At 68.5% G+C, this 13,499-nt stretch carries 10 protein-coding genes; 1 reads left to right on the top strand and 9 read right to left on the bottom strand.

Features of this window, described 5'->3' with window-relative positions:
• Positions 1-111: 111 nt before the first annotated feature.
• The 4 genes from Q8M88_RS01510 to Q8M88_RS01525 form a co-directional block, all read right to left on the bottom strand.
• The gene (locus Q8M88_RS01510) at positions 112-471 is read right to left on the bottom strand and encodes a YdbL family protein (protein ID WP_305594374.1); all 360 of its coding nucleotides are present in this window, start codon (positions 469-471) and stop codon (positions 112-114) included.
• Positions 472-482: 11 nt separating this feature from the next.
• Positions 483-674 carry a YnbE family lipoprotein gene (locus tag Q8M88_RS01515; RefSeq protein ID WP_305594376.1) on the bottom strand — a complete coding sequence of 64 codons (192 nt, stop codon included), beginning with the start codon at positions 672-674 and terminating at the stop codon, positions 483-485.
• The gene (locus Q8M88_RS01520) at positions 671-3,673 is read right to left on the bottom strand and encodes a YdbH domain-containing protein (protein WP_305594378.1); all 3,003 of its coding nucleotides are present in this window, start codon (positions 3,671-3,673) and stop codon (positions 671-673) included. The genes Q8M88_RS01515 and Q8M88_RS01520 overlap by 4 nt, the downstream gene beginning before the upstream one ends.
• A 131-nt stretch (positions 3,674-3,804) precedes the next feature.
• Positions 3,805-5,346 carry an NAD(P)/FAD-dependent oxidoreductase gene (locus Q8M88_RS01525; RefSeq protein ID WP_371132609.1) on the bottom strand — a complete coding sequence of 514 codons (1,542 nt, stop codon included), beginning with the start codon at positions 5,344-5,346 and terminating at the stop codon, positions 3,805-3,807.
• A gap of 240 nt (positions 5,347-5,586) precedes the next feature.
• On the opposite strand from Q8M88_RS01525, the gene Q8M88_RS01530 reads away from it, so the two are divergent.
• Positions 5,587-7,389 carry a hypothetical protein gene (locus tag Q8M88_RS01530; protein WP_305594382.1) on the top strand — a complete coding sequence of 601 codons (1,803 nt, stop codon included), beginning with the start codon at positions 5,587-5,589 and terminating at the stop codon, positions 7,387-7,389.
• On the opposite strand, the gene Q8M88_RS01535 is transcribed toward Q8M88_RS01530, so the two are convergent.
• The 5 genes from Q8M88_RS01535 to Q8M88_RS01555 form a co-directional block, all read right to left on the bottom strand.
• Positions 7,362-9,443 (bottom strand): prolyl oligopeptidase family protein, encoded by a 2,082-nt coding sequence (locus Q8M88_RS01535; protein WP_305594384.1) that lies wholly within the window; start codon positions 9,441-9,443, stop codon positions 7,362-7,364. The two genes, Q8M88_RS01530 and Q8M88_RS01535, sit on opposite strands and share 28 nt — an antisense overlap.
• 43 nt (positions 9,444-9,486) lie before the next feature.
• Entirely contained in the window at positions 9,487-11,085 is a 1,599-nt protein-coding gene (locus Q8M88_RS01540; protein WP_305594386.1) for a peptide ABC transporter substrate-binding protein, read from the bottom strand.
• 103 nt (positions 11,086-11,188) lie between these two features.
• Positions 11,189-11,461 (bottom strand): usg protein, encoded by a 273-nt coding sequence (locus tag Q8M88_RS01545; protein WP_305594388.1) that lies wholly within the window; start codon positions 11,459-11,461, stop codon positions 11,189-11,191.
• Between the two features lie 245 nt (positions 11,462-11,706).
• Positions 11,707-12,909 (bottom strand): acetyl-CoA C-acyltransferase, encoded by a 1,203-nt coding sequence (locus tag Q8M88_RS01550; RefSeq protein WP_305594390.1) that lies wholly within the window; start codon positions 12,907-12,909, stop codon positions 11,707-11,709.
• A 24-nt stretch (positions 12,910-12,933) separates the two neighbouring features.
• On the bottom strand, positions 12,934-13,499 hold a 566-nt coding region (locus Q8M88_RS01555), incomplete at its 5' end, for a 3-hydroxyacyl-CoA dehydrogenase family protein (protein ID WP_305594392.1).

The following is a 13,499-nucleotide window of genomic DNA, read 5'->3' on the forward strand; positions in this document are numbered from 1 at the left end:
CGGGGCGATCTTTTGGGGGCGACCCACAAGTCGGGGGGGCGTCTGGGCCGCCGCACTTCATCAACGAGCGTGATTCAGCCGGGTTCCAGACGTTCGCGCAGTTTTCGGCGATTATTTACGCACCCACCTGCCGTCGGGTGTGCGGTAGTATTCGCCCGGCTGGAGCTTCAGCGTCACCACCTGCTGGAAGGTGGCTGCGCCGGCGGCTTGCGGGGTCACGCCGTTGCGCGCCGCGGCCTCACGATAGAGCTGGGCGCGGCCGGCGTTGATCTCGTCGACCGCGGCCTTCACGGCGGCGTCGGAGGGTCCGCGGACAAAGCCCAGATAGCCATCGGACTGTTCGCCGACCGCGCCTTGCGCCTTGGCCTGGTCGACCACGGCCTTGGCCCCGGTCTGGCCGGCCGCCGCGGTGACCAGCAGCATTGCGCCGGCCGCCCCGGCGATCGCCGCAATAAGATTACGCCGCCTCATGATGATGTCCTTCAGAACAGGTTCGGATTCTTCTGGATCAGCGCCTTGACGTCCTCGTCGAGGCGCAGCCGCACGTCGGCGTCCAGCTTGGCGTAGATGGTGATCGGTTTCACATCCACATGAACGGTGGGCGCGCAGGCCCCCGCCAACAGGGGCAGGCCCAGGGCGGCGCAGGCGAGAACTGCCCTCGTACGACTGATCATGGGGTCGTGGTCTCCGATGGCCCTGGCGCTGTATTGGCGGGTGCAGGCTGAACCGCGGCTGAACCGCGTAGCTGCTGATAGCCCGCATAGTCGCCCAGCAACTGGTCCAGGTTCAAGGACGTGTCCAGCGTCAGGTCCACTTTGGTGCCGGACGGCAGCGGCAGCTCGCGTTCAAGGAACTTGTTGCGGATCAGGTCGGCGGCGGAGATCCGGATCTCCTGATGGGTTGGCGGCTGGTGCTCGCCCTTGACCCGCAGCACCACGCCTATGCGGCCCTGCGGCAGGCTGTCGATCCGCGCACTGAGCTCGGTGAAGGTCAGATGCTCCATGGCCTGGTAGGCGAAGTCTGTGAAGGCGTTCGGGGCCGGCGCGTCCGGTGCGGCCTGGGTCGTCGCCGCGACGCCGGTCAGCGCCTCGCGCTTCAGCGACAGCTTGCCGGGCTCGATGGCGTGCAGCTCGCCCTGCGAGATGCGGAAGCCGTCCTTGATCACCGTGAACGGGATGCGACCATCGACCTTTGCTTGCAGGTCCATCCGGTCGGCGAAGGGCGAGGCCTCGACCAGGTCGGACAACTGCACGTCCTTGAGGCTCAGCGTCCCGCCCCAGGGCGCGTCGGGCCTGAGCGGCAGCGTGAAGGCCTCGGCGCTGATCACGCCGCCGGCCAGGTTCGCCGTCGCGCCGTCGACCCGCAGCGCGTCCGGCGTCAGGGCGAAGCCCATGCGCAGGTCCGTCAAGCCGCTGGCGACCGCGATGCGCTGGACGCTGAGCGCCTGGCCAGGCGGCGTCTCCAACGGTGCGAGGCTGGAGAAGGTGATGTCGCCGGACAGGCCGGTGACCGGGCCGGCTGGGCTCTGGAAGTCCAGTTCGTCGATCTCCAGGAAGCCTTGGCTGGCCGTACCCGCGGTCGTCCAGTCGAAGCCGCCGGAGAAGTGCGCTCGTCCGCGGGCGGGCGAGCCGATCACCGACGCCAGGGGCGACAACTCGGCCGGTTGCAGCCCTCCCTCGGCGAACACCAGGTCGGCGGCGTCGAGCACCACGCGGCCCACGCCCTGCGACACGTCGTGGCGGAGCTCCGCGACGCCCAGGTCGCGGTTGGCCCCGTCGGAGAGGGTCAGCTTGGCGCTCCAGATGTCGCCTGCGACCCCGGCCACGCCGGCGGCGCGCAGGGGGCTGAAGCGACGCACCGAGGCCAGGTCCGTGATCCGCGCGCCGCGCACGTCGAAGCGGCCGCGCATGACGCCTTTGGCGATCCCGAAGCTGAGCGGTCCGGCGGCGTCTTCAAAGCGCGCTTCCAGGAACGGCGCGCGGGCTCGCAAGGCGCGGACCGCCGCGTTCGTACGCCAGTCGCCGCCGCGCGCCGTCACCAGCGGTCCGCCCGATGGGCAGAGGCTGAAGCTCAGATCCTCAAGATCGTTCTCACCCAGTTCCAGATGCTTCGCCCGGATCGGCAGGCAGCCGCCAGTAGCGAGCGTCGCGGTCGGGCCGATGACCCGCAGCGCGACGTCGCTTTGCGTCGAGAAGCTCTGCAGCGGTCCGAAATCGCCCTGGGCCGTCAGCCCACCGTCGATCGCGACGCCGCCGTTCACCGTCCGCCAGCGGCCGCCCGTCAGAGCGACACGTGGAAAACCGCCACCGCTCGCCAGCGCCTCGAACGCGCCGCCGTCCGGCTCGATCAGCGGCTGACTGTGCGAGGGGGAGACGATCACTGTCATGCCGCCGGCGCCGGCGATCCGCGCGGGCTGGCTCAGGGCGACCCGCAGGCCGTCCTCCAGGGTGATCCGAACCCCCGGCGCGATGGCGCGGAAGTCGGCCAGTCCGCGCTTCAGGGCTGCGATCTGCGGCATGTCCTTGGCCTCGACTCGACCGAGCGAGGTCAGCGCGCCGGCCGAAGCGGCCGATCCGATGAGGTCGAGCCGCACAGGGCCCTGAGCGCGCCATTCGCCGGCTCCCTGCAGGTCGGCGGTGAGGCTGCGCAGGCGCGCGTCGCCGCTGCGCAGGGAATCGACCAAAGCTTTCACGGTCATCCGTGCAGTGAGCTGGTCGCCGCCCCTGCGGCTCCAGGTCGCCGTCTCTGCGCGCAGGTCGACCTTCGCCGGGCCGATCTGCAAGTCACCTTGGGCCGCGGAGACCGCGTGGGCCATCAGCGCCGCCTGGCCGTTCAGCGTCAGGGTTTCGATCCAACCTGCGGCCACGCCGTCAAATCGGCCCTCAAGCTTTGCGCCCTTCAGGCTCGCGCCGCTGCTGGTCAGCGTGGCCGCCTCGCCGTTCATGGTCAGCGTCACCCGACCATCGCCGCGCCGCCGCTTGAAGTCCGGGTAGGGCAGATCGCCGGCGATCCGCAGGCGCGCGTCGTCCAGGCGCGTCTGCGCGACCTCCAGGCGGGTGAGCGGCAGGTCTAGCGCCAGCGCCACTCGGTCGCCCCGAGTGTTCAAGGTCAGCCGGCCGGGTCCCGCAGCGGCCGATCCGGCAGGCCCGCGCAGGGCCGCCTGGGCCAATCTCGCGTCGAGGGCCAACAGCTTGCCGTCCTCCAGTCTGGCGTCGGCGTTCAGCCGTACGACCCCGTAGTCGGTGTCGAGGCGCAGCGTGCCGTTCTCGATCGTGACCTTGGGTTGGCGGGCGTCGGGTCTGGGAGGTTTGCGGGTGAATTCCGCGATTAGCGGGTCGAGGGCGCCGGCGCTGAGTTTCCCGTTTCGCCACCGTGCCTTCAGCACCGGACGCACCAGGCGCACGGAGCTCACGTCAAGACCCAGTGGCCTGCCAGACCACGGACCGGCGAGACCGTAAGAGATCTCCGCCCGTTCGGCGGCGAAGTCCGGATCGCTTGACGGGCCGGCGGTCACCGCGCCGGTGAAGCCGTTCAGGCCGAAGGCCTCGACTCGGGCGTCGGCTTCGACGCCGTGACTGTGTAACCAGCCGATCAGCGCCTCGCGCGCGATCGCTCGCCTGGCCGCCCAGACGGCGATGAGCGCCAGGGCCACTAACAGGCAGACGGCGAGCACGACCCGCGCCCCTCGGGGTCGGGACTTGGGCATGCGCGCAGATGGGGGATCGGTCTGGGTCACTCGGCGGCGTTTTCGAACGTCAGCCTATGTGATCTCCGGCCCGCCGCAAGGCGGCGGCGCCGGTTGGGTCAGACTGCGGCGCTGGACATCGCCGGCGCATGGCTTTCGGATTTGACGCGGCGCGGGACCAGACGCTCGCTCTTCAGGGCCTCTTCGGCGCCCGACAGGCCGGCCTCGCCGTATTCGGCGTCCTCGTTCACCTGCCACACGTCGTAGATGCGCTCGCCGGCCAGGATGTTCTCGACCGTCAGCATGGCGGTCATCATCGCGTGGTCCTGGTTGTTGTACTTGTGCATGCCGTTGCGGCCGACCAGGTGCAGGGTCGGGAAGTTCCGCTCCAGATCGACGCGTACCGCCTCGACGTTGGCCTGATAGGCGTCGTCGTAGACGGGATAAGCCTTTTGCTGGCGCACAACGCAGGCGTCGACCACGTCTTCAGGGCGGACCAGACCTATGTGGCCGATTTCGCGCTTGGCCAGTTCAATCAGGTCTTCGTCCTTGGACGCCCACAGGCCGTCGCCCTCGAAGCAGAAGTATTCCATGCCCAGGCAGGCGTAGCCGTCCTGGGGCACCATTTCCGGCGACCAGGACTCAAAGTTCTGCACCCGTCCGACCTTCACCGACGGGTCGTGGATGTAGATCCAGTTATCGGGGAATTCGGCCGGGCTCTTGGCGATCAGGGCCACGGTGAGGAAGTCGCGATAGCGCAGTTGCTTGGCGGACGGCCGGCTGGCGGGCGCGGGGCTGAGCGCGCTGGTCAGTTCGACGATCGGAGCCGAGGAGATCACGTGGCGAGCGGTGACCACATGCTCGAGGCCCGCGGCGTCGGTCGAAGTCACGGTCCAAACCTTGTTCCTGGCGTCCCAGGCCGCACCCTGCATCGTGCGGTCCATGAGCACCTTGCCGCCGAAGGCCTGCATCTTGGCGGCCGCGGCGTCCCACATCATGCCGGGGCCGCGACGGGGGTATTGGAAGGTTTCGAGCAGGGTCTTGGCGGTGGAGCCGTCAGTCTTGCGCTTGATGCCGAGGGAACGGGTCAGGCCGTCGCGCACCGCGATCGCCAGGTCCAGCCCCTTGATGCGCTGCGCGGCCCAGTCGGCCGAGATCTCGTCGCAGGACATGCCCCACACCTTCTCGGTGTAGGTCTTGAAGAAGATCGAGAACAGGCGCTCGCCGAACTGGTTGCGCACCCACTGGTGGAAGGTCTTGGGCTGTTTGACCGGGGCCACGCGCGCGTAGGCGTAGGACAGCACGCAGGCCGCGCTGTTCAACAGGCCCAGCTTGAACAGCGCCTCGAAAGCCTTCAGCGGGTAGGCGAAGAATTTGCCGTTGTAGAAGATCCGCGACAGGCGCGGCCGCTCGATGAAATCGTCGGGCAGGATCTCGCGCCACAGGTCGACCACTTCGCGCGACTTGGAGAAGAAGCGGTGGCCGCCGATGTCGAACAGGAAGTCCTTGTAGTTCACGGTGCGGCTGATCCCGCCCAGGTAGACGGGGTCGCGTTCGATGACCGTCACCGCGCGGCCCTTCTTGGCCAGCAGATAGCCCGCGGTCAGGCCGGCCGGCCCCCCGCCGATGATCAGAACCTCGGTGTCAGTCTGCACGCGCACGACTTCCTGTCAGTTAGCGGACAATCGCGCCGCCGGAGCCCTCGCGCCTCACCTGTTGGCGGCTCCGCTGCATTACCAGCGCGGAGGCCTCAAGGTTCGGTCGCGCGAGCGAGATTTTCGCCATCGATCGCTTTCTGTGCGCCTGGCGTCAGCGCAGACGACAACGTCGGCTAATAAACTTTAGGCAGCGTAAACCCGGATGCGGGAAGGCTGCCGCGTCCATCCCGTGCGGGAGATATCATGACCTCCCGGCCCGCGCCTTCGCCTCATCTGAACGCGCCGACCTGGGCCTGCGCACTCGGTGTTTCCCTTGGCGTGGCAGGGATTCTGCTGCTGATCGCGGGCGCCGACATGCATCGCACCCTGGGCGACACGGACGACGCCATGCGGCTGGTCAACGTGCGCGCGATGATGGACGGGCAGGGGTGGTGGGACCAGCGCGTCGCTCGCCTGCAGCCGCCGATCGGCATGGACATGCACTGGTCACGACTGATCGACGGCGCGCTGGTTGGCATTACGGCGTTCTTTGAATTGCTGATGAAGCGACCGCGCGCCGAAGACGCGACGCGGATGATCTGGCCGTTGCTGTGGGTGTTCCCGGCGGCATGGGCGGCGATGTCGATCGCGCGCCGCATGGGCGGCGGACAGGCGATGGCCCTCTGCGCGCTGTTGCTGATCATCAACCCCTTGCTGTTCGGTCAGTGGCGCCCAGGCCGTATCGACCATCACGATGTCCAGATCGCCCTGACCCTGGCGGCCTTGGCCGGAGCAGTGCGCGGAGACCGCACCGGCGCGATTCTGGCGGCGCTGGCCAGCGCTCTGGCGCTCGCCGTGGGTCTGGAATGCCTGCCGTTCGTCGGCCTGATCGGCGCTGGCTTGGCGCTGCGTTTCGTCCTCGCCCCGGCGGATGGCGCGCGCCCGGCGGCCGCCTACGCCGTCGCGCTGCCCGCCGCGCTGACGCTGCTCTACGCCGTGCAGACCGCGCCGTCGCGATGGGCCACGCCGTTCTGCGACGCCCTGGGCGTCAACCTCTGGGGGGCGGTGATGATCGCCGGCGTCGGCCTTTGCGGCGTCATCGCCTGGTCGCAGAACAAGGGCCTCACCGCACGTCTGTCGGCGCTGGGGGCGGTGGGCGTGGCGGCCGCGTTCGCCTATCTGGCCCCGGAGCCGCGCTGCCTGGGCGGCCCGCTGGGCGCGGTCGATCCGGCTTTGCGGGCGATATGGCTGTTGCAGGTCGACGAGATGCAGCCGCTGCTGACCACTTTGATCTCGCAACACTCCGACCAAGCCGCCGCGGCCCTGGCGATGATCGTCCTGGGCGTGGCCGGCTGGATCTGGCTGGGCGTGCGGGGCCTGGCGCGCGACTTTGGCTGGATGCTGACCGGAGCCTGCCTGATCGCCGGGCTGGCCGCCGCGTTGCAGGCCGGGCGGATCGTCAACTATCCTTTCTGGATCGCCGCCCCGCTGGTCGCCGCGGGCCTCGCAGGCGTCTCGGCGCGGTGGTTCCGTGGCGCGCTCCTGCCCGGCGTCGCTTTGCTTTGCCTGACCTCTCAGGCGGTCCTGCTGCCGGCGCTCGACGCGGCGCCCGGCTGGAAGCGCCCGGTCTCCGCCGCCGCCGCCGACCCGGCGCGCTGCGACCTTGACGTGGCCTATGCGCACCTCGCGTCCCAGCCGAAAGGCCTGGTCCTGGCCGAGATCGATCTCGGCCCGTTCATCCTGGCCGACACCGCCCACTCAGTGGTCAGCGCCCCCTATCACCGGGCCGAGCGGGGCATCCTGGGCGCCAACGCGGCGCTGGCTTCGACGCCGCAGAATGATGAAGCGGCGGTGCGCTCGCTGGGGGCGGACTATGTCGTCGCCTGTCCGGCCCGGCGCAAGAACCGCAACCACGAGGGCCTTGGCGCGGCCAGCCTGCAGATGCGCCTTGACCGCGGCGAGGTTCCGGCCTGGCTGGAGCCGCGCTCAACCGCGGCCGAAGCCTTGCAGATCTATGCGGTGCGCGCAGCCCCGACGGCTCAGTCCATCAATCTGCGCGTCAGGTAGGTGTATTCCAGCGCCACCCGCTTGGCGGTCTCGTTGAGGTTGGCCGCCGCCGCGTGCCCGCCGTCGATGTTTTCGTAATAGAGATAGGAGTAGCCCAGCGACTTCAGCCGGGCCGCGGCCTTGCGTGCGTGCGCCGGATGCACGCGGTCGTCCTTGGTGGAGGTCTCGATATAGACCTCGGGGTAGGGCTTGCCGGCGCGCAGGTTCTGGTAGGGCGAATAGGTGTCGATCACCGCCCGCTCGGCCGGTATCGCCGGGTCGCCGTACTCTCCGACCCAGGAAGCGCCCGCCCCGATGTGGGTATAGCCGATCATGTCGAATAGCGGCACCTGGATGACGATGGCGTTGTAGAGCTCCGGCCTCTGGGTCAGGGCCACGCCCATCAGCAGGCCGCCGTTCGATCCGCCCATGATCCCCAGGCGCCGCGGGCTGGTGATCTTGCGGGCGATCAAGTCCTCCGACACCGCGAAGAAGTCGTCGTAGACCCTCTGGCGGTTCAGCTTCAGCCCCGCGTTGTGCCAGCGCGGCCCGAACTCGCCGCCGCCGCGGATGTTGGCGACCACATAGACTCCGCCGCGCTCCAGCCACAGCTTGCCGGTGACGCCTGAGTAGGATGGCGTGATCGAGACCTGGAAGCCGCCATAGGCGTACAGCAGCGTCGGCGCCGTCCCGTCCAGTTTCAGGTCCTTGCGATGGACGACGAAGTAGGGGACCCGCGTCCCGTCCTTGGAGGTCGCCCAATGCTGGTCGACCTGCAGCTTCGAGGCGTCGAAACGCGGGGGCATGGTCTTCAGCACCTCGCCCGCGCCGCTGGCCGCGTCCGCCAGCCGCTGGGTGTTGGGCGTCAGGAAGCCCGCGACATTGACCAGCAGCCGGTCGTCGCGCTCCGAGGTCGAGGCGATCGACACCGAGACGTCCCTGGGCATCTCCAGCGCTTTCGACGTCCAGCCGCCAGGGCCGTGGGCGAAGCTGACGATGCCGCCCTTCACGTTCTCATAGAGCGCCACCACCAGCCGGCCGCGCGTGGTCGCCACCTGTTCAATCGCCTGGCTCTCGCTGGGCCGCAGCACCAGCACGCCGCGCGCCGTCGCGGGCGCAGCCTTCAGGGCCGCCAGGTCGTAGGCGACCAGGTCGCCTTCGCGGAACCCCTGTTCGGGCCAGTCCTGCTCCAGGGTCAGCGCCAACTGGCCGTCGACCAGGCCGTGCAGGGTCGAGCGCAGCGGGAAGGGCAACTTCACCGGGCCCTTGTCGGTCAGCAGGTGATACTCGGCCTCGAAGAAGCTGACCTGGCGCTGGGCGATCACCGCCTGGACGCGGCCCTCGGAGTCGCGCAGCACGGCCGGCTGCACGGCCACGTCGGACTTCGCGCCGCGGAACAGCTCGCGCGCTTGGCTCAGCGGGGTCCCGCGCTTCCACGATTTCAGCACGAAGGGGTAGCCGGACTCGGTGAGGGTGTCTGCACCCCAGTCGCGGCCGATCAGCAGCGTGTCGGCGTCGATCCAGGCGACGTCCTGCTTGCTTTGCGGCGAGACGAAGCCGCCGGAAACGAACGCGCCCGTGCGGGTGTCGAATTCGCGAACCTCGACCGCGTCCTTGCCGCCGTCGGAGAGCTGCACCAGGCAGAGGCGCTCCTCCGGCGCCAGGCAGTTCGCGCCCTTCCATACCCAGTTGGCCTTCTCGGCGGCCGAGACCGCGTCGAGGTCGAGGATCGTGCGCCACTCAGGCTCGGCCTTGCGATAGCTGTCGAGGCTGGTGGTGCGCCAAACGCCGCGCACGTGGGCGGCGTCCTGCCAGAAGTTGCGGAGCTCCGCTTCGCCGGCGAAGTCGACGGCCGGAATGCGGTCCTTGGCGGTGACGATGGCCAGCGCGTCGGCGTGCAGTCCGGCGTAGCGCGGATCGTTCTGCAGGACCGGCAGCGAGCGGGCGTTCTCGGCCCGCGCGAAGGCGAGCGCCGGTGCGCCCTCGATCTCCTCGAGATAGGCGTCGGGGTCTGGCGCGGGGGCGGCGAGCGTGGTCATGGCGGCCAGAAGGGTCAGGGCTGTGCGGAGGAGCATGCGCCGACCTTCGCGCGGCCCGCGCAGGCTGGCAACGGCCTCCCTACGGCTTCACGCAGAGCCAGCGGATGCGGTGGAAGTTCGACGCGTTGTCCACCCAGCCGGTGACCTTCGGGCTGACCAGGGCGCGGTTGACCACGAAGTAGATCGGCGCGATCGCCTGGTCGTCCAGCATGATCTGCTCGGCGCGCGACAGCAGCTTCGCCCGCGCCATCCCGTCGGGCTCGTGGTCGGCCGCATCGAGCAGGGCGTCATAGGCAGGGTTGCGGTAGTCGCCGTAGTTCTGCGCCCCAGTGTCGGCGCGCATCAGCGCGAGGAAGGTCACCGGGTCGTTGTAGTCGGCGTACCAGCCCATCGAACCCACTTGGAAATCGCGGTTGCGATAGGCCTCGAACACGATCTGCCCTTCGTTCTGCTGCAGACTGGTCTCGACGCCGACCGCCTTCCAGTCGGCCTGTATCGCCTGCATCAACAGCAGGGTTTCGTTGCTGCTGGCGCTCTTGATCTGGAATTTCAGCGGGTGGTCCGGGCCGAAACCCGCTTGCGCCAGCAACCGCCGCGCCTCGGCCTGACGCGCCGGATAGGCCTGGCCATAGCCGGCCATGTGGGCGTCGAAGACATAGTTGGCGGTGCCCGGCGGCACGAAGGCGTAGGCTGGGATCTGGCCTGCGCGCATCAACTTGCTGGTGATGAACTCGCGGTCGATGGCCAACGCCAGCGCCTTGCGCACCCGCACGTCCTTGAACGGCGCGAAATCGCGGGTGTTGAACGAGAGATACGATGTCGCCAGCGAGGGATGGGTGCGGACGTACGTCGGCATCTCCTTGCGCAGCCGATCGATGCGGTTGGACTGGAAGCTGGTGTTGAGGTCGAGCTCGCCACGTTGCACCCGCCGCTCCGCCAGAGCGCTGTCGGTGGTCGGATAGAAGTTGACCCGGTCGACGCAGACGTTCTTCGCGTCATAGAACAGCGGGTTCTTGACCAGTTGCACGTAGTCGCCGAGCCGCCAGGCCGCGAGCTTGTAGGGACCGTTGCTGACATAGCGGCCGGGCCGCACCCACTGGTCGCCGTAGCGCTCCACCACGTGCTTGGGCACCGGGAAAAAGCTGGTGTGCTTGAGCAGTTGCGGCAGGTAGGGCGCCGGGTGCGACAGCGTCAGCTCCAGCGTGCGAGGGTCCAGCGCACGGGCGCCCAGCGTCTGCGGGTCCGCTTTACCCTCGCTAACCGCCTGGCCGTTCTTCAGCAGGAAGACCAGGTAGGCGTAGACCGAGGCGGTCTTGGGTTCGAGGATCCGCCGGTAGGCGTAAACGAAGTCGTCTGCGGTGACCGGCGCGCCGTCCGACCACTTGGCGTCGCGCAGGTGGAAGGTCCAGACCAGGCCGTCGGCGCTGGTCTCCCATCGCTCGGCCATGCCGGGGACGGGCATGGCCTCCGGCGAGTCGGTGGTCAGTCCCATCATCAGGTCGCCGATGATGGCGAATTCGTCGATCAGGCTGCTGGACTGCGGGTCCAGCGTCGCGGGCTCCGAGCCGTTGCCGTATTCCAGGCAGACCTGGCCGGCCGAACAGTCGGGCCGCTGCACCTTGCCGCCGCAGCCGGCGAGCAACAGGGCGGCCGCGGCCAAGGCCAGGCCAAGCGGCATGAAGACGCGCGGAATAGACAAAAATTGGCGCTTCCTTCGGGGGCGTGGCGGTCAGCCCATCGTGTTCCACCCGAGCCCGCGGTTGTCGAGGGCTGGCGTCAGCTCAGTGAAGCAGGAATTCACCGCCTAGCGCCTTGAACTCGGCGGGCTTGATCAGCCGCGAATGCGCCACCCGCACCGAGTAGAGCGCCCCGTCGAGGGTGCGCGCCCAGAAGTCGAGGAAGGCCCGCAATTCGGGGAACTTCGGGAACAGATCATACTCCTGCCAGAGGTAACTCTGCAGAAGCGCCGGATGGTCGGGCATCCGGTACACGATCTCCGCAGTGGTCAGTCCATAACCCTGGATCTGCTTCTTGAACTCGGGCGACGCCTTCATGTCGAACCTCGATGCTGCCTCACGGGGTTGGGCGACCAAAGCCGCCGAATCGAAGTCTACGGCGCTTAAGCATAAAAGCTTCGTGAATACAGAAAGGTTCGGCCCAGGCCGCTCTTGAGCGCTGAAAACATGGGCGCCGCACGGGTGACGGAGGTCGTGGCGACGCTAGCGGCGGCGAAAGTGGCGATCACGCTGAAATGAGGCGGCATTGACCCAACTCATTCGGGACCAGACGACGCCCGTCCTCAGTAGATCTCGAACAGACCCGCCGCGCCCATGCCGCCGCCGACGCACATGGTGACGACGCCGTACTTGGCGCCGCGACGCTTTCCCTCGATCAGCAGGTGGCCGGCGGTGCGTGCGCCGGTCATGCCGTAGGGGTGGCCGATGGAGATCGCGCCTCCCGAGACGTTCAGCCTGTCGTTCGGGATGCCCAGCCGGTCGCGGCAATAGATGACCTGGCAGGCGAAGGCTTCGTTCAACTCCCAAAGGTCGATGTCGTCCATGGTCAGGCCAGCGCGTTCCAGCAGCTTGGGAACCGCGAACACCGGACCGATGCCCATCTCCTCCGGCGCGCAGCCGGCCACCGCGACGCTGCGGAACGCGCCCAGCGGCGTCAGCCCGCGGCGTTCGGCCTCGGCGCGCTCCATCAGAACCAGCGCGGCCGCGCCATCCGACAACTGCGAGGCGTTGCCGGCGGTGACGAACTTGCCCTCCTTGGCGAAGCGGCCGGTGCGCCACACCGGTTGCAACTTGCGCAGGTCCTCGATGGTGGTCTGGGGGCGATTGCCCTCGTCCTGCGACAGGGTCACCTCGCGCTCGCTGGTCTCGCCGGTCTCGCGGTTGGTGACGCTCATCACCGTGGTGATCGGCGCGAGCTCGGCGTCGAAGCGCCCTTCGGCCTGGGCCTGGGCGGTGCGTTGCTGGGACTGCAGCGCATACTCGTCCTGCGCCTCGCGGCTGATCCCATAGCGTTCGGCGACCACCTCGGCGGTCTCGATCATGGTCGTCTGCAGGCCAGGGACATGCTCGACCAGCCAGGGATCGAACGCCTTGTATAGGTTCATCTTGTCGTTCTGCACGAGCGAGATGGACTCGAGCCCGCCGCCGATGGCGATCGGGGTGTTGTCGAGGATGATCGACTTCGCCGCCGAGGCGATGGCCATCAGTCCCGACGAGCACTGCCGGTCGATGGTCATGCCGGCGACCGTGTTCGGCAGGCCGGCGCGAAGCGCCGACTGGCGCGCGATGTTCTGCCCCGTCGAACCCTGCTGCAGGGCGCAGCCCAGGGTGACGTCGTCGATCTCGGCCGGATCGACGCCGGCCCGCTCCACCGCCGCGCGCACGGCGTGGCCGCCCAGCGTCGCGCCAAAGGTGTTGTTCAGCGCCCCACGGTAGGCCTTGCCGATGGGGGTGCGGGCGACGGAGACGACGACGGCTTCACGCATGGATCAGTTCCCTGGTTTGTCAGCTCAGCTCTTCAGGTCGGCGAAGCGCTTGCCCTCGGCGGCCAGCTTCTCGAGCAGGGATGACGGCGCGAAACGCCTGCCCAACGATTTCTCGTAGGTCCGCATGCGATCGGCCACGGCCGCCAGCCCGAGCTGGTCAGCGTAATACATGGGGCCGCCGCGGTAGACCGGCCAGCCGTAGCCCATCACCCAGATCACATCGATGTCGGACGAGCGGATCGCCTTGCCCTCGTCGAGGATCTTCGCCCCTTCGTCGATCATCGGCAGGATCAGCCGATCGAGGATCTCTTCGTCGCTGATCTTGCGCGGCGTCACGCCGGAGCGGGCGACGAACTCGCGGATCGCCTTCTCGGCCACCGGTGAAGGCGTGGCGTTGCGGTTGGCGTCGTAGTCGTAGAAGCCGCCGCCGGATTTCTGGCCGAAGCGGCCGAGCTCGCACATCACCTCGCGCAGGGTGGAGCCCTTCGAGGCCTTCTTGTTCCAGCCGATGTCCAGGCCGGCCAGGTCGGCCATGGCGAATTGGCCCATCGGGAAGCCGAAGTCGAACAGCACGCGGTCGACGTCCCAGG

This window comes from Phenylobacterium sp., assembly GCF_030693805.1.
In the GTDB taxonomy this organism is placed as follows: domain Bacteria; phylum Pseudomonadota; class Alphaproteobacteria; order Caulobacterales; family Caulobacteraceae; genus Phenylobacterium.